Below are 20,918 nucleotides of genomic sequence, written 5' to 3'. Positions count from 1 at the left end.
AGTGAATGTGACGGTTGGGTGACAGACGACACTGGCGCTGCATGCCTAGCCGGGCATGAGTTGACTGAGCGAAAAACCCAGTCTGCTGGCCGCCGTAATCGCAGTCATGACCACCAGAAACAGCAATTGCAGCGGACTGAAGTGCGCCCAATGCAACGCTGTCAGCCAAGGGCGGCGGCTGCTCAACTGCGGATCGAGCGAACCGATACGGCGTTTGTGCACCAGCCCGATCAGCAGCGTGCCGACATAAGTGATCGCCCCCAGCGGGCCAAGCATCAGCGAAAACAGCAGCACCATCACCCCTTGCGGTACTCCGTGGCGTATCACCAGCCAGCGCGTGTCAGGGTTCCATTTGCGTGGGATCAGGCTTTCGGTGAGCCACAGGTCCGGCACGATGACATGGGCCGTGAGCACCACCCACCAACTCAGTGCGAAGCGGAAAAACCATACCGGTACGCAGGCAAATATCATTGGAATGAAGATAAGGTCTGCGGAATTTCTTTTCCCAAGGCCCAGATAGATCAGGCATAGCGCCAAGGCAATGGCCGCCCACACGCGCACCCAGGTTTCGGCAGCGATGGGCCGTGGGAAGAACCGCCGCCAGTAAAAAACATCGGCATAAGGTAATCGCGCTAGCAGTTCCGGGAAGCGCCATTTGAGCTTTTCCGACAGATCGTGGCAGGCCTGCCATTCGTTCTGGCCAAAACCGTCGATGATTTTCTTCTGCTGCATCGGCTTGAGCGGATTGATCAGCAGATGCGCCGCTTGCACGTCGGCCGCCCAGGTGCGGTCGCTTTCAGCCTTGGCGCGCAGATTGTCGTAGAAGCTTTCCTGATCGCAGCGTTCGATCAACGTGTCCCAAAGCCAGACCGGTTGCGGGTGCAGGCCTTTGCTGTGATCCCAGCCGAACAGCTGGCCGATGCGGTCGAACAGCGGCACGCTCCACTCGCTGTCATTGAGCAAGTGCAGCAGGGTTTGCTGCCATTGTTCGCGGCGATCGAAAACCTGCAGCCACGGTTGGGCGCTGTAGCGTTTGAGCACGTTGAGGAATTCGCGTTCGCTCTGACTTTCGAGCAGCGCTTGCAGGGTGTTGCGATAGTCGGACATCAGGCTTTCGGCGAGCCGGTCGCGCTGATGATCATTGATCAGGACTTCTTGCCACGGCCCCAACCATCCGAGTTGCTCGACGGCCCAGTGCAGCACCGGAGCGCGCAGTTGTGGCTGTTCAAAACACAGTTGCAGCAACAGCCTTTCGAAGGCCTTGGCGCAGCCTTGCTGTTGCGCCTGACTCCAGCGCTCGTCGAGGTTGTCGGGCGATAGCCCCTCAAGCAGTTGCCGTGCGGCCTGCGCTTCAAGCGCATACGCTTCTGAGTCCGCGGCCGCGGTCACTGGCTCGACAGGCAAAACATCATCCTTCGCCGGCGCTGCAAAAGGCTCAGGAGCGGCCGGGTTGACGGGCGGAAAGTCGAGACCGGCAAAATCCCACGCCGGGTTTTGCGGCTGGCTGTGTTTGTTTGCCAGCGCAGCATCGAATGCCAGTGCGGCAAAGGTACTGGATGCCGTGGCCACGGCGACGTCGTCCTCGTCCGCAGGCTCAGCGTTTTCAAGGCGCCACCGGGCAATCGCCAGCGCCTGTTCGTAGGCTTCGCGCAGGCGCTGGAAACCTTCGGCGTCCTCATCGGGGCGGAAGGTTTTCAACAGGCGCGCATAGGCGCGTTTGATGTCGCGGGCTTCAGCGTCATCGTGCAGGTGCAGCACCGACCAGCAATCCATGGCCAGGCTCCTTATTGCCACGGGGTGCGATCAAGTTCGCTCAGGCGGCGGCTCAAGTCGGTGCGCACTTCACGGATCTGCCGCTCGTCCTGAGAGTCGAGGGCGATCTGGAATTGCTTGGCCCAATCGCCCATCAGATCACGCAGATCGCCCAGGCTCTCCTGATAGAGACGCTCCAGACGTGCAGTCAGCAGCGTGTTGACCTGCTGCTCGCGCGGATGAATTTTCAGCTGTGCCAGGTTTTGCAGGCGTTGCTGGATTTCCTCGGGGGAGAGCACGCCCGGGTTGTTCTCGATGACCAGCGAATGCTGTTGCCCGGTCAGGGGGATTTTCACCTGGGCTTCCAGCAGGCCGTTGTTGTCGTAGGTGAAACGCACATCGAGGGCAACTTCGCCGGCCTTGCGTTTCGGCACCTTGATGTCCAGTTCGCCGAGCGCCACGTTGTCTTTGACCAGACGGCTTTCGCCCTGAAAGATCCGCACGACCACGTGTTCCTGATTGTCGTGCAGCGTGTACACGGTTTTCACCCGACTGACCGGCACGATGCTGTTGCGTTCGATGATCGGCAGGTAGTGGCCGCTCTCATAGTTGCGGCCGACCTGCGTTGAAGTCTCGATACCCAGCGTGTAGGAGCAGACGTCGGTCAGCACCACTTCTTCCAGCGCGGCGGCGCGGGCCTTGAGTGCCGCCTGAATAGCCGCGCCCTGTGCCACCACCTGATCAGGATCAAGGGTGATCGACGGGAACCGGCCGAACAGCCCGGCGGCGAGTTTGCGCACCAGCGGCATGCGTGTGGTGCCACCGACCAGCAGAATTTCGTCGAGGTCGCTGACGCGGATGCGCGCATCGCGCAGTGCCCGTTCAATCGGCGCGCGCAGGCGTTCGAGCAGCGGCATGTACAGCGTCGCCAACTGTTGCTGGGTGATGGTTTGCGTCCACTGCCGCTCACCGAGTTGCAAGCGGAATTCGGCGCTGTCGTCCTGCCCCAGCGCCTTGCGCACACGCTCGGCCTCGCGACGCAGCGGCTGGATGACGCTGCTGCGCTCAGGGAAGTCTGCGGCTGAGCGGTGCTGGCTGATGAAGTGCTCAAGCAGCACAGTGTCGAAGTCTTCGCCGCCGAGGAAGTTGTCACCGGCGCTGGCGCGCACCTCCATGACCCCTTCGAACAGCTCCAGAATCGACACGTCGAACGTGCCGCCACCAAGGTCGAAAACCAGAAACGAAGTTTCCTTGTCCCGTTGGTGCAGTCCATAGGCGAGGGCGGCGGCGGTCGGTTCGTTGATCAGCTTCTCGACCTTCAGCCCGGCCAGTTCGCCGGCGATCCGCGTGGCCTTGCGCTGGGCATCGCTGAAATAGGCCGGGACGCTGATCACGGCTTCGCTGACGGTTTCGCCAAACGCGCGCTCGACGTCTTCTTTCAGACTCTTGAGCACCAGCGCGGAGAGTTCTTCCGGGCGAAACGCTTTGTCGGCCAGATAAACTTCCGTGGCGCTGCCCATGTGGCGCTTGAACAGCGATGCGGTCAGGCGCGGATGCGTGTGCAGACGCTCACGCGCCGCCTGGCCGACCAGAATCCGGCCTTGGTCATCCAGCCCGACAACGCTCGGTGTCAGGAACTGACCCAGGGCATTGGGCACCAACTCGGTGGCATCACCACGCCAGACGGCGACCAGGCTGTTGGTGGTTCCCAGGTCAATCCCTACGATCATTGCAACGAACTCCCTTTGCGCTTGGTAAACAAATGAAACATTTATGGGCGCGCAGAATATTACTGAGGGTGCGATGCGGTAAAGCAGGATGATGGCTCTGAGCCATTATTTGCGACAGACAGCCCGATACACGGCTGTTTCAGGAGCAAAGTGCAGGGCGCGGCCACATGACTGCGCCCGTTTGGGTTTACGGCATGACCGGCGGCGTATACGCCAATGTCGTCCCCAGTGCCCACAGCAACAGCAGCACCAGCGGCGTGTGCACCAGCAACTGCACGAACGAGAAGCCGATCAGATCCCGCGCCTTCAGTCCGAGTACGCCGAGCAGCGGCAGCATGTAGAACGGGTTGATCAGGTTAGGCAGCGCTTCTGCAGCGTTGTAGATCTGCACCGCCCAGCCAAGGTGATATTGCAGATCATTGGCGACCTGCATCACGTACGGCGCTTCGATAATCCACTTGCCGCCGCCCGACGGAATGAAGAAGCCCAGTATCGCCGAGTACACGCCCATCAGCAGTGCATAGGTGTCGTGGGAGGCGATGCTGACGAAGAACGTCGAGATGTGGTGCGCCAGGGTTTGCGCATCGGTGCCTTTGACCGTGGTCATCAGCGCGGCAATCGAGCCGTACAGCGGGAATTGGATCAATACGCCAGTGGTGGTCGGCACCGCACGAGCCACGGCATCGAGGAAACTGCGCGGGCGCCAGTGCAGCAACGCGCCGAGCATGATGAACAGGAAGTTGTAGGTGTTCAGCCCGGAAATCGCGGTGATCGCCGGTTTGGTCGAAAACTCGTGGAACAGCCATCCCGCCGCCAGCAGCACCAGCACGATGATCAGCAGCGGACTGTGTTCCAGCCATTCACCGGGACGCGTACGCGGTTGCAGCGGTGGCAGGTTGAAGGCCGGGTCGATGCCACAGGCCTTGGCATCGCGCGCCGAGTTCGGTCCGGGGGCGGTGGCGTAGGCGATGATGATCGAGATCACGATCAGCGCCAGCAGCATGACGCCGGACTGCCAGAGGAAAATCGTTTCGGTGAATGGAATTACCCCGGTGATCGACAGGATCGACGGCGGCAGGCTGGCGGGGTTGGCCTGTAATTGTGCAGCCGACGACGACAAACCCAGCGCCCACACCGCACCAAGGCCCAGGTAGGCAGCGGCACCGGCGGCGCGGTAATCCATTTTCAGGTCAGTGCGGCGGGCGAGGGCGCGGACCAGCAAACCGCCGAACACCAGCGACAGGCCCCAGTTGAGCAGGGACGCGACCATCGAGATCAGCGCCACCCAGGCCACGGCGGAACGGCCGTTTTTCGGGATCCGCGCCAGGCGATCTATCAGTTTTACAGCGGGTGGCGAGCTGGCGACCACGTAGCCGCCGATCACCACGAAGGCCATTTGCATGGTGAACGGAATCAGGCTCCAGAAGCCGTCACCGAAGGCCATCGCCGCATCGGTGGGTTTGGCGCCCATGGCCAGCGTGGCCAGGGCGACGATGATCACGGCCAGCGCGGCGAATACCCAGGAATCGGGAAACCAGCGTTCGGCGAAACTTGAACAGCGCAGGGCAAAGCGTGCGGAGCGGCTATCTTCGATATCAACGGCCACAGGGAGTACCTCGGATTTTTATGGTTATTGTGGTCCGCGGGAGCAGGCGCCCATCTCGACAGCGCGGAGATCCCCTGTGGGAGCGAGCCTGCTCGCGAAGAGGTCGGCACATTCAACATTGAGGTCGCCTGAACTGACGCTTTCGCGAGCAGGCTCGCTCCCTCATGAGGTTCACTGCGGTTGGCCGGGGTTGGCGTGATCCCGCTGGACAGGCAATAACAGTAATTCAACTGCCGATGCTTTGTGAGCAGGTTTTGCAAAACCGGGACTATGGTCTAACGGGTTGTCCATCCGCGCATTTGCGTAGACCATGGGCGCCTTGGTTTTTTGCCTGTTTCCGAGTTCTTTGCCATGACTGCCCAATCCCCGGCCAAACCTGCGCCGTTCAGCCGTTCCGACTACAAGACCCTCGGCCTTGCAGCCCTTGGCGGTGCGCTGGAAATCTACGATTTCATCATTTTCGTATTCTTCGCCCTGACCCTCAGCCAGTTGTTCTTCCCGCCGGAAATGCCTGAGTGGCTGCGCCTGCTGCAAAGCTTCGGGATTTTCGTCACCGGTTATCTGGCGCGGCCGCTGGGCGGGATTCTGATGGCGCATTTCGCCGACAGACTCGGGCGCAAGAAAGTCTTCAGCCTGAGCATCCTGATGATGGCGCTGCCGTGTCTGCTGATCGGGATCATGCCGACCTATGCGCAGATCGGTTATTTCGCGCCGTTGCTGTTGCTGGCGCTGCGCATTCTGCAAGGTGCGGCGGTCGGCGGTGAGGTGCCGAGCGCCTGGGTGTTCGTCGCCGAGCACGCACCGACTGGACATCGCGGGTATGCCTTGGGCTTTTTGCAGGCCGGGCTGACCTTCGGTTACTTGATCGGCGCATTGACCGCGACGTTTCTCGCGCAAGTCTTCACACCTGCTGAAATCCTCGATTACGCCTGGCGCTACCCGTTCCTGCTCGGCGGCGTGTTTGGCGTAATTGGCGTTTACCTGCGCCGCTGGCTGAGCGAAACCCCGGTGTTCATGGCCATGGAAGCGCAGCGTGAAGCGCGGGTCGAGCTGCCGCTGCGCACGGTGCTGCGCGAGCATCGATTGGCGATGTTGCCGGCGATGTTGCTGACCTGCGTATTGACCTCGGCAGTGGTGGTGTTCGTAGTGATCACCCCGACCATGATGCAGAAAACCTTTGGCATGACCGCCAGCCATACCTTCGCCCTCAGTGCATTGGGCATCGTCTTTCTCAACATCGGTTGCGTGATCGCCGGCCTGCTGGTCGACCGCATTGGCGCGTGGCGCACGGTCATGCTGTATAGCCTGCTGCTGCCGCTGGGTATCGGTGTGCTTTACGGCTGCCTGATCAGCGGTGGCGAGTGGATTGGTATCGCCTACGCCATTGCCGGTCTGGCGTGTGGTGTGGTCGGCGCGGTGCCATCGGTGATGGTCGGCCTGTTCCCGGCGCGTATTCGTGTGTCAGGCATTTCCTTCACCTACAACATCGCCTACGCCGCCTGGGCAAGCATCACACCGCTGCTGCTGATCGGTCTGATGCCGTGGAGCCCGTGGATTTGTGTGATGTTCTGCGCGGTGATGGGCATGGTCGGCATCGTCAGCGCGGCGTATTTTGGCGCGCGCATGCCCCGAGTCGGCAGCCAATCCGTGGCGCCCTGTTCCTGAAGGCGAGTTAACGGCCTCTGCGCAAACCCGCCGAGGCCGTCACGTCAACCAGTGCCACCACAGCAACGTCCCTACCAGGCCCACCACCGAGACGATGGTCTGCAGGATCGACCAGACCCAGATCGTCTGTTTCAGCTGCAAGCCAAAGTACTCGCGAACCATCCAGAAACCGGCGTCGTTGACGTGGCAGAAGAACACCGAGCCGGCGCCAATCGCCAACGCCACCAACGAACTTTGTGTTGCGACGAGGCCCGCCATCATCGGCGCCAGAATCCCCGCCGTGGTGGTCGTGGCCACCGTCGCCGAGCCTGTGGCTTGACGCAATGCCACGGCGATCAGCCAGGCCAGCAACAGGTACGGCATGTGCGCGCCTTCAGCGACTTTACTGATGGTCTGGCTGACGCCGGCATCCAGCAAGGTCTGCTTCAAACCGCCACCAGCACCGATGGTCAGCAACAGCACGGCAATCGGCGCGAGGCTTTTGCGCAGGGTGCCGCCGACGTCTTCGCGGGGCATGCCATTGGCCCAGCCGAGGCAGATCACCGCCGCCATCACTGCAATGCCCAGCGCCACCAACGGTTCGCCGAGGAACTTCAGGGTCAGAGCGACGCTGCTTTCAGGGCTCATCGCGACTTTCGCCAGAGTGCTGCCGAGCATCAGCAGCACCGGCAACAGAATGATCAGCAGCGACATGCCGAAACTCGGCTGGCGCGGCGCTTTCGGCGGCGCACTGAACAGGGCGCCGAGCTCTGCCGGCTCATCGACATGCATGCGTTTCGACAGCCAGTTGCCGTACAGCGGCCCGGCCAGAATCACCGCCGGGATGGCGATGCTGAAACCGAGCAACATGGTCAGCCCGAGATCGGCATGCAGCGCGCTGACGGCAATCAACGGCCCCGGATGCGGCGGCATCAGCGCATGCAGGGTGGTCATCCCGGCCAGTGCCGGAATCGCGATTTTCAGTAGCGGCTGACCTGAACGGCGAGCCATGACGAAGATGATCGGCACCATCATCACCAGCCCCACTTCAAAAAACAGCGGCAGGCCAATCACCATCGCCACCAGCGCCATGACCCACGGCAGTGACTTGCCTTTGCCCAGCCCGAGCAAGGTCGAGGCAATGCGGTCGGCGGCGCCGGATTCGGCCATCAGCGCACCGAGCATCGAACCCAGCGCAATGATGATCCCCGCTTCACCGAGAATCGCCCCGGCGCCTTTGCTGAACGCCTTGGCCACGTCTTCGGGCGGTAAACCGGCGCCGACACCGGCGATGAAAGTGCCAATCAGGATCGATAGAAACGGCGGAAGTTTGGTGGCACTGATCAACACGATGATCGTCGCAATGGCCAGCAGGCAGCAGAGAATCAGGCGGGTGTCATGCACCATCCAGGCAGCGGTCGATAAATCCAAAACGGGACTCCTTATCGGGCGAATACCGGCAACATGTTGTTGCAATTTATCCTGAGAATACCTGATATGGCCGGGCCAGAGCGCTGGGTTTTGTATCTGGCTTGTGGAGGGTGGAGCAGTCCGACGGCCTGTCGAGATTATTTTTGACTGACCGGTCGCAAGCGCTCTTCAGAAAAGATTTTCAAGGCCGATGGCTAGGCTGCATCCCGCTTTCTATCCTGCCCATCGGTACTTTCCCATGTTCAACAAACGCTTGAAGCAAGAGCTGGCCGCTCTTCGTGAAGAACTCTCCAGCCTTGTGCAAGTGAAGGAAAGCCTGGAAAGCGAGATGCTGGTGCTGACCCTTGAGCCCGACGGGCGCATTCAATCGGTCAACCAGAACTTCCTCACCGAGATGCTCTACAAGGGTCATGACCTGATCGGTCGTGCCATTGAAGACATCGTCCCGGCACATGTGAAGTCAGACGAGTTCCACCACCGCTTCAAAAACGCCATGAATCGCGGCGAGCATTTCGCCGGTGCCGTGCGCCTGTTGCGTGGCAATGGTGAAGAAGCGTGGCTGCGTTCGATCGTGCAACCGGTGCGTTCTTCGGATGGGCGCATCAAGCACATTTCGCTGTTTGCCAGCGACCTGACCCGCACCATTGAAGCTTCTCGTGAACATGAAAACCTGATCGGTGCGCTGGTGCGTTCCACTGCGGTGATCGAGTTCGACCTCAACGGCAATGTGCTGAACGCCAACGATCGCTTCCTCAGCGGCATGGGTTACAGCCTGGCGCAGATCAAGGGCAAACATCACCGCACGTTCTGCGCTCCGGAGGAATACAACAGCGCCGAGTACCAGAATTTCTGGCGTCGTCTGAACAATGGCGAGTTCGTCGCTGACCGCTTCAAACGTGTCGACAGCCATGGTCGTACGGTGTGGCTGGAGGCGTCCTACAACCCGGTGGTCGATGCCAACGACAAACTCTACAAAGTGGTGAAGTTCGCCACGGTGATCACCGATCAGGTCAACCGCGAGCAAGCCGTCGCCGACGCAGCCAGCATCGCCTACAGCACTTCGCAGCAAACCGACAGCACCGCGCAACGTGGCACCACCGTGGTGACTGAAGCGGTCAACGTAATGCGAGATCTGTCGCGGCACATGCAGGCCGCCGGCGAAGGCATTGAAGCGCTGAATGAGCAGTCGCAGGTGATCGGCACCATCGTCAAAACCATCAGCGGCATCGCCGAACAGACCAACCTGCTGGCGCTCAACGCTGCCATTGAGGCGGCGCGTGCCGGTGAGCAGGGCCGTGGTTTTGCGGTGGTGGCCGACGAAGTGCGGCAACTGGCCTCGCGTACCAGTCAGGCGACCGAAGAGATCGTCACCGTGGTACGGCAGAACCAGGAAATGGCGCGCAATGCGGTGGCGCTGATGACCGACGGCAAGCTTCAGGCCGAACAGGGGCTGGCGCTGGCGGCAGAGGCAGGTACGGTGATTGTCGAGATTCAGGATGGTGCGCAGAAAGTCGTGAATGCTGTCGGCCAGTTTGCCAATCAACTCTCCCACTGACCTGCACTGAGCCCATGTGGGAGCGAGCTTGCTCGCGAATGCGTCAGTTCACTCAGCAGTGCTGTTGACTGACACGCCGCTTTCGCGAGCAGGCTCGCTCCCACAGGTTTTTCCCCCGCCTTCTTTCTGTGGTCTGGCGCTACAATCGGCTCCTTTTCCCCCGGAGCAGATCCCATGAGCGATTCCCACCGCCGCCCGGTGCCCCTGAACAAAGCCTACCGTCTGCTCAACCACGGGCCGACCGTACTGGTCAGCGCCGCCCACGACGGTCAGCGCAATATCATGGCCGCCGCTTGGGCAATGCCATTGGACTTCGAACCACCGAAAGTCGCCGTCGTCCTCGATAAATCCACCTGGACCCGCCAACTTCTCGAAGCCTCGGGCACTTTCGTGCTCAACGTCCCTTGTGTCGATCAAGCCGACATCGTGCAAACCGTCGGCAATACCTCGGGTCTGGACATCACCCAAACCCAAGGACAAGACAAGTTTCAGGCTTACGGCCTGCAGACGTTTGCTGGCGAACGAGTCGAAGCGCCGCTGCTAGAAGGCTGCGTCGCTTGGCTGGAATGTCGTTTGCTGCCAGAGCCGCGCAATCACGAGCAATACGACCTGTTCCTCGCCGAAGTCATCGCCGCCCACGCCGATGAACGCGTATTCAGCGAAGGGCGCTGGCATTTCGAAGGGCATGACGGTTTGCGCACCTTGCACCATGTGGCGGGTGGGCATTTCCTGAAGATTGGTGATGCGGTGGATGGCAAGACGCTAACGGTTTGAATAATAGCTTTGCGTTGATGTTTGACCTTTGGCCCAATCAAAAAAATCCGATGCCTTCGCGGGCATCGGATTTTTTATACGTCGAAGTAATTACGCCGTCGGCTGAACGTTATCCAGCGCCTGATTCACCGCCAGCTCAGTCAGCATGACGATTTGCGCGATGCCCAGCGCGGTCTTGCGGTGTGAGGTATCAAGCATGGCGGCAAAGTTGTTGAGCATCTCGGTGACCGAGCCGAGGGTTTCGCTGGCATTGGCCAGCAACGATTCCGTGTCGTACACCGGGTTGGCGAGGTACATCGGCTCGTAGGGGCGATTGGACGCCATGAGGTGAGCAGTCGGTTTTAGGTAGTGGTCGAGGGCGCGGTCGGCCGCTTCGTGGAGTTTTTTGCTGTCGATGGAGGCGTAGGGGGAGGTTGGATCGGTGTTTGTTTCGGGGGGATTGGGTGTTGGCTTTTTCATGATGATTACCCTGTGTGACGGTTGTAGCTGGTCCATTCGATTTCCAGGCGAATGGGTGGCAGCTGTACGCAGGCTGGAAATCCGGGACAGAGTAACCCGGCAGACCCGAAGGTCTCCCGCGCACAGCCGCCATAACAGAGTGCACACCATAAGGGCGCGCAAGGATACGTTATGAATGGCGCTGGTGCGCACAACTGTCGTCGGATTTCCAGGCCCGGTCACTGAATTGGCAGCGACGTGCACAGCCTAGAGAGCGGACGTCCGACGGACAACCTGAAAACCTTGTGGGACGGTTCTGTATTTTTACGGCATTTTTAAACATTGAAACCTTGCTCGCGGGACAAACAACGCCCCTTACTCGTTGTTCGCCCCGATAAAAAAAGGCCTACCTCGCGGTAAGCCTTTTTTGTTTGCCTCCTAGCCTCAATCCCCCAAAGCTTCGCCTTCCCGCCGTGGATCCGCGCCACCCTCCAGCGACGCTTTCCCCTGCGCATCCTTGACCCGCACGATGGCCTGGGTGCCGCTGGTCATGTCGATTTCACTCACCGCATGCCCTTTGTCTTTTAGCGCCTTGATCAGCGCCGGGCTGAACTGGCCCTGTTCCAGTTCGGTCGGGCCGTTGCGGCTGCCGAAGTTGGGCAGGCTGATGGCGCTTTGCGGGTCGAGGTTCCAGTCGAGCAGGCCGACGGTGGTTTTCGCTACGTATTCGATGATTTGCGAACCACCGGGCGAGCCGACCGTGGCGACGAATTCGCCGCTGTGGCGATCGAAGATCAGTGTTGGCGCCATCGACGAGCGTGGACGTTTGCCGGGTTCGACGCGGTTGGCGACTTTCTGGCCGTTCTCTTCGGGGATGAACGAGAAGTCGGTCATCTGGTTGTTGAGCAGAAAACCCTGAACCATCAGGTGCGAACCGAACGCGGCTTCGATGGTGGTGGTCATCGACACCGCGCCGCCGAGGTCATCCACCGCGACCACTTGCGAGGTGGAGATGCGCAGCGGCGAACGGTCCGGCGCGTAGGCCACCCGCACGCCCGGCGGTGTGCCCGGTTTGGCGCTGCCCATGCTGCGTTCGCCGATCAGGCTGGCGCGGCTGGCCAGATAACCCGGGTCGACCAGGCCTTTGACCGGCACCGGCACGAAGTCGGTATCGGCGACGTATTGCGCGCGGTCGGCGTAGGCCAGACGCTCGGCCTCGGCGATCAGATGCACGGCTTGCGGATCCGGTTCAATGCCGGCCGGTTTGTCGGTCTTTACCGGTTTCAGCGGCGTCAGGGAAAGACGTGGGTCGCGGGTTTCCAGTGCCTGCAGTGTGCCGAGAATCTGCGCCACGGCGATCCCGCCCGACGACGGTGGCGGCATGCCGCAGACCTGCCAGCGCTTGTAATCGGTGCACAGCGGCGCACGTTCCTTGGCCTGATAGCGCTGCAGATCGTTCAGCGACAGGCTGCCGGGGTTGGCGTGGCCCTGAACCTTGGCGACGATTTCTGCGGCGATCGGGCCTTTGTACAACGCGTCCGCGCCTTCGGTGGCGATGCGTTTGAGCACGGCGGCCAATGCCGGGTTTTGCAGACGCGTGCCAACAGCTTTGACGCTGCCGTCGGCGTTGAGGAAGTACTTGGCCATGTCCGGCGACTGGCGGATCACCGGGTCTGCTTCCAGTAGCGAGTGCAAACGCGGGGATATCGCAAAGCCTTGCTCGGCCAGTTTGATCGCCGGTTCAAACAGCTTCGCCCAGGGCAGGCGACCGTGTTGCTTATGCGCCATTTCCAGCGCGCGCAACACGCCCGGCGTACCGACCGAACGACCGCCGATCTGCGCCTGCGGGAACGACATCGGCTGGCCGTCAGCGCGTAAGAACAGCTTTTCGGTGGCGCCGGCCGGTGCGGTTTCGCGACCGTCATACGTGCGCACCTGTTTACCGTCCCACAACACGATCATCGCGCCGCCGCCGATCCCGGACGATTGCGGCTCAACCAGGGTCAACACCGCTTGCATCGCAATCGCCGCATCAATCGCCGAACCGCCCTGACGCAGCATCTCTCGACCGGCTTCAGCGGCCAGTGGATTGGCAGCGGCGGCCATGTGTTTACTGGCGTGGCGGGTTTGCAGATCGGTGCGGAAACCGGACGCCGCTTCCGGTGCCAACGGCAAGGTCGAGGAGGGTGGGGCGTTGCACGCGGTGAGGGTCAGGGCGCTGATGATCAGCGTCAGGGCAGGCAGGCGAAAGCGGCTCAAGGGCAAGGCTGAAAACACGCGGGCTCTCCGTCCGTGGGATAAAAGTCACAGGGACTTTATCGACCGCTCGGTCGCGACGCAAACCGGTGGGCATTTTTGTCTTTCTTTTCGGGGCGAATGTTCGCTAGGGTCAACCGCAAATCCGTTGAGCTGCACTGAGCACCTGTGGGAGCGAGCTTGCTCGCGAATGCGGTGTATCAGCCAGCCTGAATATTGAATGAAGCACCGCTTCGCGAGCAGGCTCGCTCCCACAAATACAAAACCAACAAGAGGCCAAGCATGCACAGCGAATTCCCCACCGAATCCAGCTACCGCAATCAACGCGAACAGTTTCTGGCCGCCGCCAACGCCGCCGGCGCCACGCTCACCTCCTACGCACATCCACGCTGCGGGCCATTCGGCGAACCGCTGAGCACCGACGTCGCCATACTCGGCGATCCACAGGCCAAACGTCGTCTGGTAGCACTCAGCGGTACTCACGGGGTCGAGGGTTATTACGGCTCGGATTGTCAGATCGATTGGTTTAAGGCATTCGTACCGGGCTCGCTGCCCAAGGATGTCGCGGTGGTGATGGTGCACCTCATCAATCCATGGGGCACGGCGTGGTTACGCCGGGTCAACGAAGACAACATCGACCTCAACCGCAATCACCTCGATTTCACAGGACCCTTACCGGATAACCGCGCGTACGCCGCACTGCATGAAATCTACGCCTGCACCGATTTGCACGGCCCCGAGCGCCAACGCGCCGATGCCTTGCTCGATGCGCAAATCAACGAACACGGTTGGCCAGCGGTGATGTCGATTGTCGAGGGTGGTCAGCACAGCCATCCCGACGGACTGTTTTACGGTGGCCGCGCGCCGAGTTGGTCGAATCGCACTTTGCATCAAATCATCGAAACGCATCTGGCTGGCGCTGAAACGGTGATGTGTTTCGACCTGCACACCGGCGCTGGCGAGTACGGTCATCCGATGTTGCTGACCATCACCCAGGCGCCGTACCCGGCACTCGCGCAGGCCCAGGCAATTTATGGCCCATGGCTTTACACCCTGCACACCGGCGCCGACACCTTGAGCGAAACCGGCATCGCGGCGACAGCCACCGGTTACACATCGCAAGCATTGCTCAATGCTTTGCCGGGTGCGCAACTGATGCCGTTCGTGATCGAGTGCGGGACGTATCCGGGGCCGGATGTGCATCGGCATTTGCGTGATGACCAGTGGCTGCATCTGCATGGTGATCCGCTGGATGCGATAGGGCGCGAGATCAAACTGAATCTGCTCGAGCAGTTCTATCCCGCTGATCCGGATTGGCGCGCAATGGTCGGTTTGCGCACGCGGCAAATCTGGGCGAAAGGGTTGGCGGCGTTGGCTTGCTGAAAAGGCATTTCGCGCCTGTAGTACCTCGCCCCGACCTAGCGGTTGCTCCACATTTCTCCTACAAACCTTTCAGGTCGACAACTTACGCGCCTTTACCTGAGGATGGTTTCTATCGTTTTTCCAGGATGGATTTCAGATGAAAAGGATGAGTCCGTTGCCATTCAACTCTATTTTCAGTCGGCCATTGTCATGAGTATTTCCGATGAGGACCGCGATTTTCTAGTGGCGATGGGAAGTCGCATTGCGCACTTACGCACAGTGCACGAGATCACACAGACTCGGTTTGCAAGGGCTCTAGGTCTTTCCCGGCAAACCTTTCAGGGCTACGAGGAGGGCACGCGCAGCATGCCGGTCACGACGCTGGTGAAGATGGCGTTTGCGCTTCGCGTGCCTGTTGAAGACCTGCTCGGGGTTCCCTCGTACACGGAGACGCCCAGACGCAGCTTGACCTCGACGTGGTATCGACGGTTGCAGTCCATCAATGAGCTTTCGAAGGTCCAACAGAAGGTCATTGCGCAGATGCTCGACGCCCTGATCGCACAGGCAGCGACCAAAGCGAGCGACGAAGAAAAAGATGTTTTGAAGTAACAGATAACCGAGGCTTTTCTCGAGGCATAAAAAAACGGCCTACCTTTCGGTAAGCCGTTTTTAGTACTTGGTGGCTACACAGGGACTTGAACCCCGGACCCCAGCATTATGAATGCTATGCTCTAACCAACTGAGCTATGTAGCCAAGTGGCGCGCATTATTCCCCTGAAATGGAAAAGCGTCAAGCGTAAATTTAAAAATTTTTTCTACGCTTTCAACCGTTTATCAAAATCACTGCCTCAGCAGCGGCGAAGGGCAGCGTTGGAACCAGCGGCTGGCCTGCTCATACGCGTGCGCCAATTGCAGGACAGCGAAGTCGGCCTGGTGCTTGCCGATGATTTGCAGGCCCATCGGTAAACCCTGCGCATTGAATCCCGCCTGAACATTGGCGACCGGGCAGCCCGACAGCGTGCCGGGGATGACCACCTCCATCCAGCGGTGATACGTGTCCATCGCCACGCCTTCGATAGACGTTGGCCACGGCTTGGTTTTGTCGAAAGGGAACACTTGGGCGCTGGGCAGCAGCAGGTAATCGTACTTTTCGAACAGCCGGGAAATCGCCCGATACCAATCGCTGCGCACCACTGAGGCGGCGAACACTTCGCTGGCCGACAGCTTCAAGCCATTCTCCACTTCCCAGATCGCTTCCGGTTTCAGCAACACGCGTTTCTGCGGATCGGCATACGTCGCGCCCAGCGACCCCGCGACCATCCAGTGCCGCAACGTCCGCCAACTGCTCCACAGCTGCTCAGGCGCGAAATCCGGCTGAACGGACTCAACGTGGCAGCCAAGGCTCTCAAAGTCGCCGAAGGTCTTCTGACACAGCGACAGCACGCCTTGCTCCATCGGCAGATAACCATTGAAATCGCCTAACCAACCCAACCGCGTGCCTTTGAAATCACGCTCCAGCGGCGCCGCAAACGCCTCACCGGATTCAGCGATGGACAACGGCGCCCGCGCATCACCGCCAGCCTGCACCGACAACAGCAACGCCGCATCTTTCACACTGCGCGCCATTGGCCCCTCATAACCGAGCTGATCAAAAAACAGATCCGCACTGTCATCGAACGGCACACGACCCTGCGACGGACGAAACCCAAAGATGTTGTTGAACGCCGCCGGATTACGCAGCGAGCCCATCATGTCGCTGCCATCCGCGACAGGCACCAGATGCATCGCCAGCGCCGCCGCTGCACCGCCACTGCTGCCGCCGGCGGTTTTGCTCGGGTCATACGCGCAAGCGGTGGCGCCAAATAACGGGTTGTAACTTTGCGAGCCGAGACCGAATTCCGGGGTGTTGGTCTTGCCAATAATGATCGCCCCAGCAGCCTTGATCCGCTCGACCATGATGCCGTCGCGCTCAGGCACAAAGTCCTTGTACAGCGGCGACCCCAATGTGGTGCGGATGCCTTGGGTCAGTGATAGATCCTTGATCGCATGAGGCAAGCCATGCATCCAGCCACGGTACTCGCCGCGCGCCAGTTCGGCGTCGTGCTCATCGGCCTGAGCCAGCAGATGTTCCGGTGATTGCAGGCTGATCAGCGCATTGACCAACGGGTTGAAACGTTCGATATGGGCAAGGTAAGTCTGCATCACTTCCCGGCAGGACACCTGGCGCAGGCGGATGCGGTCGGCGAGCGCGTGAGCCTGCAACAGGACCAGTTCGCTGATGTTATTAGAGTTCATTGCAAGCGGCCTTTCAGACGGCTGGAAAAGCGCCCCGCCAGTGCGACGGGGCGGTAAAGATCAACGCATCAGGTTGGTCCAGAGACGGTCAGCGAGGCGGATCGCACCCTCGCCGCAGGTCTTGCTGAACACCACGTTAGTGCCCTCGGGAATGTGCAATTCCGGCGCATCCTTGAGCGCTGCGTCGAGGAACGGTTCGACGCCTTTGATCGGGCTCTGGTGCTTGAGGAAGTTCTGCGTCATCGCCGAGTTTTCCGGCTGGCTGAGGAAGGCGATGAACGCCTTGGCATTCGCCGGATTTTTGCTGCCGGTGGGGATGACCATGTTGTCGACCCAGGCCAGCACGCCTTCTTTCGGGTAGAGGTATTTCAGCGTCGGTTTCATCTCGCGGGCGCGCATCGATGAGCCACCCCAGAACATCGACATATCGATTTCACCCGAGGCGAGGTTCTCGCGAATCGAACCGGCCTTGGAGCTGTAGGTTTTTACGAACGGCTTCTGCGCCTTGAGCAGCGTCAGCACCTGCTGCATCTGTTTCGGGTCTTCGCTGCACAGCGGAATGTTCAGGTACAGGCTGGCCATGTCGACCATGTCGCTGACCGAGTCGAACATGTTGATGCGTCCCTGCAATTCGGCTGGCGGCTCATACAAAACCTTGTAGCTGTCGGCCGGGCCTTTGTAGCGCGCGGAGTCCAGCACGACGCTGGTGGTGCCCCAAATGAACGGCACCGAATACGCGCCTTCCGGGTCCCAGCTCGGTTTTTTCAGGTTATCCACAACGCTGGCGTAGTAGGGCTCCTTGACCGGGTCGAAGCGTTCGAGCAGGTTTTCCTTGATCAGGATCGGCACGAACTGGTGCGACGGAATCGCCACGTCATAACCGGCGCCACCCTGCTTCAGTTTGGCCAGCAGCGTCTCGTTGGAATCGTAGGAATCGACGGTGACTTCGATGCCGGTCTGTTTCTGGAACTTGGCAAGAATCTCCGGCGAAAAATAGCCGCTCCAGCTCACCACATTGAGTTTTTCGGCGGCCTGAACGCTGCCTGCCATCACCAGCGGCACAGTCAGGAACAACGAAGTGACGACGCTTTTTATCCACTTGCTCATGCTATTTCTCCACAGGTCGTAGAAGGTTCAGGCGTTCTTTTTGCCCAACAGGTAAGAGAGGCTGACGAACAGCACCGAGACGCCGAGGATCAGCGTCGAGACGGCGTTGACGTCGGGTGTCACGCCCATGCGCAGCAGGCCGAAAATGAAGATCGGCAGGGTCGTGGTGCCAGCCTGCGAGACCATCATCGAGATCACGAAGTTATCCAGCGAGACGATGAAGGCCAGCATCAGCCCGGAGAAAATCCCCGGCATCAGCAGCGGCAGAGTGACCTTGCGAAAGGTTCGCCACGGGCCGGCATAGAGGTCGGCCGAGGCTTGTTCCAGCGACAGGTCCATGTCGTTCAGCCGCGCGCGAATCGGCAGGTAAGCGAAGGGAATGCAGAACACCGTATGGGCGATGATCAGGTTGCCGTAACCCAGCGACAGACCGATGGTCGAGAACAGCGCCAGCGTCGCCACACCGACGACAATCTCCGGTAACACCAGCGGCAACATGATCGCGCCCATCGACAAGTGCAGGCCCTTGAACTTGGCGCCGCGCGAGGTGCCGAGGGCGGCGAGGGTGGCAATCGCGGTGGCGATCATGCTCGCGCACACCGCGATCAACAGGCTGTTGCCGGCGGCCTGGCGCAAGGCCTGATTGGCGAACGCGGCGCGATACCAATCGAGGCTGAAACCGGTCCACACCGTCGCCGATTGGTTGGCGTTGAACGAGAACACCACCAGCACCACGATCGGTGCGTAGAGGTACAGATAGAACAGAAAACTGAAGCCGCCGAAACCGGGGAAGTCCTGCACGCCCAGCCCTTTGCGTTTGAATAGCGCGAGCATTACGCACCTCCTTTGGCGATGCGCTGGCGCTCGGCGCGCAGGGCATACACGGTCAGCACCAGCATCACCGCAGCCATCAGCACCAGCGACAACGCCGCACCGAACGGCCAGTTACGCGCATCGCTGAACTGCCGGAAGATCAGGTTGCCGAGCATCATTCGCGTGCCACCGCCGAGCAGTTCCGGGGCGATCATCGCGCCCAGGCACGGTACGAAAGTGAGGATGGCACCGGCGAGAATCCCCGGTTTGGCGATCGGTAAAACCACTTTGCGCAAGGTACGTATGCGTCCTGCGTAGAGATCCTGCGCGGCTTCGAGCAGACGGATATCCATCTTTTCCAGCGTCGCGTAAATCGGCAACACCACGAACGGCGCGTAGGTGTAAACCAGCCCCAGCAGCACCGCGCCGTCGGTGTACAACAGCTGCAACGGTTCGTGGATAACGCCCATGCCCATCAGACTGTTGTTGATCACCCCGGTGTTGCGCAGCAGCAAAATCCACGCGTAGGTGCGGATCAGCAGGTTGGCCCAGAACGGCACGGTGATCAGAAAGATCAGCAAACCGCGTCGGTGCGCCGGCTGCATCGCCAGCCACACCGCCACCGGAAAACCGATCAGCAAGGTGATGATGGTGGTCAGTCCGGCAATCCCGATCGAGCGCAAAGCGATGATCAAATACGAGTCGGCAAACGCGAGGCTGTCGTCCAGTTGCCGTTCGAACAGCAGCGAGGTGTAGGCGTCGCTGCTGAAAACTTTGTTGACCCCGCCGTAGGGGTTGGCCTCCATCAGCGAATAGCCGATGACGATCAGGATCGGCACCAGCAGAAACAGGCCGATGGCGATCAGCGCCGGGCTGACCCCGAGGAAACTCTGGAAAGCCTTGCGGCGTTCCAGCGTGTTGGCAATCGGTAAGGCGTGCATGGCAATTCCTCCGGCTCAATCGTGCAGGACGCTGGCGCTTCCACGGTCGAACAACAGACCGGCCTGAGAGCCGACGGCAAAGCGCAGGCTCTGGTCGACGCAGTTGGGCGTACGCACGGTGAGACGCGAACCGTCGCTGATGCTGACCTGATATTGCAGGTCGGTGCCCAGATAGATCTGCGCTTCGATCCGGCACGGCAACGCGTTTTCGGTAGCCGCTGGTACCAGATGCAGACGCTCAGGTCGCACCGACAAGGTGACATTGGCGCCGACCTGCACATCGCTGCACGGTTGCGCTGGCAATGGATGACCCGCCGGGCCGGCGAACCACGCCTGACCGTTTTCCACGCGAGTGACGGTGGCTTCGATGAAATTGGTTTCGCCAATGAAGTCGGCGACGAAGCGATTGCGCGGCCGTTCGTAAATGTCTTCCGGCCGCCCGACCTGCTGCACTTCGCCTTCGGACAACACGGCGATGCGGTCGGACATGGTCAGCGCTTCTTCCTGGTCGTGGGTGACGAAGATGAAGGTAATGCCGGTCTTGGCCTGGATGGTTTTCAACTCTTCGCGCATCGCCTGACGCAGCTTGAGATCAAGTGCCGACAGCGGCTCGTCGAGCAAGAGCACTTTCGGATGCGGTGCCAAAGCGCGGGCGAGGGCGACACGTTGTTGCTGACCGCCAGACAGTTGCGCCGGCTTGCGATTGGCGAAGCGCTCCATCTGCACCAGCGCCAACATCTCGCGCACGCGCTCGGCGATTTGCGCCTTGGTCAGAACCTTGCCCATTGGGTGCGATTCAAGCCCGAAGGCCAGGTTCTCGGCGATGGTCATGTGCGGGAACAGTGCGTAATGCTGGAACACCGTGTTGACCGGCCGCTGGAACGGCGGGCGATCAGCGATGTTTTCGCCGTAGAGCAGGATCTCGCCTTCGGTGGGAAATTCGAAACCGGCGATCATCCGCAGCAACGTGGTCTTGCCGCAGCCGGATGGGCCGAGAAGGGTGAAGAATTCGTTGTCGCGGATGTCCAGGTCGATGCTTTTCAGCGCCACCGGACCGGTCTGCGGATCACCGTAAACCTTGCGCACTGAGCGGATCGAGACCGCCAGCGTTTGCAGCGAATGCAGGGCATTCATGCGTTACCTCCGATTCCCCCATCGCCTGCGACTCGCTCTGAAAAGGGTGGTCGGCGGGCCATGGATATTATTTTTTTGGG

At 60.4% G+C, this 20,918-nt stretch carries 16 protein-coding genes and 1 tRNA gene; 5 read left to right on the top strand and 12 right to left on the bottom strand.

Annotated features, from left to right (window positions below):
- Positions 1 to 45: 45 nt before the first annotated feature.
- The 3 genes from L8H52_RS09380 to L8H52_RS09370 all read right to left on the bottom strand — a co-directional run bounded on the left by L8H52_RS09380 (position 46) and on the right by L8H52_RS09370 (position 5,088).
- A complete protein-coding gene (locus L8H52_RS09380; RefSeq protein WP_242206851.1) occupies positions 46 to 1,773 on the bottom strand; it encodes a J domain-containing protein in 1,728 nt (575 codons plus the stop codon).
- Between the two features lie 11 nt (positions 1,774 to 1,784).
- Positions 1,785 to 3,482, bottom strand: coding sequence for a molecular chaperone HscC (locus tag L8H52_RS09375; RefSeq protein ID WP_242206850.1), 1,698 nt, complete (start codon positions 3,480 to 3,482; stop codon positions 1,785 to 1,787).
- A 187-nt stretch (positions 3,483 to 3,669) separates the two neighbouring features.
- Positions 3,670 to 5,088, bottom strand: a complete 1,419-nt coding sequence (locus L8H52_RS09370; protein ID WP_007912940.1) for a TIGR00366 family protein — start codon at positions 5,086 to 5,088, stop codon at positions 3,670 to 3,672.
- Positions 5,089 to 5,439: 351 nt separating this feature from the next.
- On the opposite strand from L8H52_RS09370, the gene L8H52_RS09365 reads away from it, so the two are divergent.
- A complete protein-coding gene (locus L8H52_RS09365; RefSeq protein ID WP_242206849.1) occupies positions 5,440 to 6,753 on the top strand; it encodes an MFS transporter in 1,314 nt (437 codons plus the stop codon).
- Between the two features lie 39 nt (positions 6,754 to 6,792).
- On the opposite strand, the gene L8H52_RS09360 is transcribed toward L8H52_RS09365, so the two are convergent.
- Positions 6,793 to 8,163, bottom strand: a complete 1,371-nt coding sequence (locus L8H52_RS09360) for a gluconate:H+ symporter (protein WP_242206848.1) — start codon at positions 8,161 to 8,163, stop codon at positions 6,793 to 6,795.
- Positions 8,164 to 8,401: 238 nt separating this feature from the next.
- Here L8H52_RS09360 and L8H52_RS09355 point away from each other — a divergent pair, with 238 nt between their 5' ends.
- Positions 8,402 to 9,718 (top strand): PAS domain-containing methyl-accepting chemotaxis protein, encoded by a 1,317-nt coding sequence (locus L8H52_RS09355; RefSeq protein WP_242206847.1) that lies wholly within the window; start codon positions 8,402 to 8,404, stop codon positions 9,716 to 9,718.
- A gap of 174 nt (positions 9,719 to 9,892) precedes the next feature.
- Positions 9,893 to 10,492 carry a flavin reductase family protein gene (locus L8H52_RS09350; RefSeq protein WP_242206846.1) on the top strand — a complete coding sequence of 200 codons (600 nt, stop codon included), beginning with the start codon at positions 9,893 to 9,895 and terminating at the stop codon, positions 10,490 to 10,492.
- A 90-nt stretch (positions 10,493 to 10,582) separates the two neighbouring features.
- Here the strand turns inward: L8H52_RS09350 and L8H52_RS09345 are convergent, their stop codons facing one another.
- Both L8H52_RS09345 and ggt read right to left on the bottom strand, forming a co-directional pair.
- Positions 10,583 to 10,951: a DUF6124 family protein gene (locus L8H52_RS09345; protein WP_242206845.1), complete on the bottom strand. Its 369-nt coding sequence runs from the start codon at positions 10,949 to 10,951 to the stop codon at positions 10,583 to 10,585.
- A gap of 423 nt (positions 10,952 to 11,374) precedes the next feature.
- Positions 11,375 to 13,207: a gamma-glutamyltransferase gene (gene ggt / locus L8H52_RS09340; RefSeq protein WP_242206844.1), complete on the bottom strand. Its 1,833-nt coding sequence runs from the start codon at positions 13,205 to 13,207 to the stop codon at positions 11,375 to 11,377.
- Positions 13,208 to 13,468: 261 nt separating this feature from the next.
- On the opposite strand from ggt, the gene L8H52_RS09335 reads away from it, so the two are divergent.
- Both L8H52_RS09335 and L8H52_RS09330 read left to right on the top strand, forming a co-directional pair.
- Positions 13,469 to 14,569, top strand: a complete 1,101-nt coding sequence (locus tag L8H52_RS09335; RefSeq protein WP_242206843.1) for a DUF2817 domain-containing protein — start codon at positions 13,469 to 13,471, stop codon at positions 14,567 to 14,569.
- Positions 14,570 to 14,758: 189 nt separating this feature from the next.
- Complete coding sequence (locus tag L8H52_RS09330) at positions 14,759 to 15,157, top strand: helix-turn-helix transcriptional regulator (protein ID WP_242206842.1); 399 nt, start codon at positions 14,759 to 14,761, stop codon at positions 15,155 to 15,157.
- 68 nt (positions 15,158 to 15,225) lie between these two features.
- Here the strand turns inward: L8H52_RS09330 and L8H52_RS09325 are convergent.
- The 6 genes from L8H52_RS09325 to L8H52_RS09300 form a co-directional block, all read right to left on the bottom strand.
- Positions 15,226 to 15,302: transfer RNA gene (locus L8H52_RS09325), tRNA-Met, on the bottom strand.
- 86 nt (positions 15,303 to 15,388) lie between these two features.
- Complete coding sequence (locus tag L8H52_RS09320) at positions 15,389 to 16,843, bottom strand: amidase (protein WP_242206841.1); 1,455 nt, start codon at positions 16,841 to 16,843, stop codon at positions 15,389 to 15,391.
- Positions 16,844 to 16,903: 60 nt separating this feature from the next.
- Positions 16,904 to 17,938 (bottom strand): extracellular solute-binding protein, encoded by a 1,035-nt coding sequence (locus L8H52_RS09315; RefSeq protein ID WP_242206865.1) that lies wholly within the window; start codon positions 17,936 to 17,938, stop codon positions 16,904 to 16,906.
- A gap of 39 nt (positions 17,939 to 17,977) precedes the next feature.
- Complete coding sequence (locus L8H52_RS09310; protein WP_007912916.1) at positions 17,978 to 18,784, bottom strand: ABC transporter permease; 807 nt, start codon at positions 18,782 to 18,784, stop codon at positions 17,978 to 17,980.
- The gene (locus L8H52_RS09305) at positions 18,784 to 19,704 is read right to left on the bottom strand and encodes an ABC transporter permease (RefSeq protein WP_064120432.1); all 921 of its coding nucleotides are present in this window, start codon (positions 19,702 to 19,704) and stop codon (positions 18,784 to 18,786) included. Before L8H52_RS09305 ends, L8H52_RS09310 begins: the two co-directional genes overlap by 1 nt.
- A 15-nt stretch (positions 19,705 to 19,719) precedes the next feature.
- Positions 19,720 to 20,838 (bottom strand): ABC transporter ATP-binding protein, encoded by a 1,119-nt coding sequence (locus tag L8H52_RS09300; protein ID WP_242206840.1) that lies wholly within the window; start codon positions 20,836 to 20,838, stop codon positions 19,720 to 19,722.
- Positions 20,839 to 20,918 lie beyond the last annotated feature (80 nt).

Source organism: Pseudomonas sp. CROZ-RG-20F-R04-15, assembly GCF_022662375.1.
Lineage (GTDB): Bacteria > Pseudomonadota > Gammaproteobacteria > Pseudomonadales > Pseudomonadaceae > Aquipseudomonas.
This window is presented reverse-complemented; position numbering and strand designations above follow the sequence as displayed.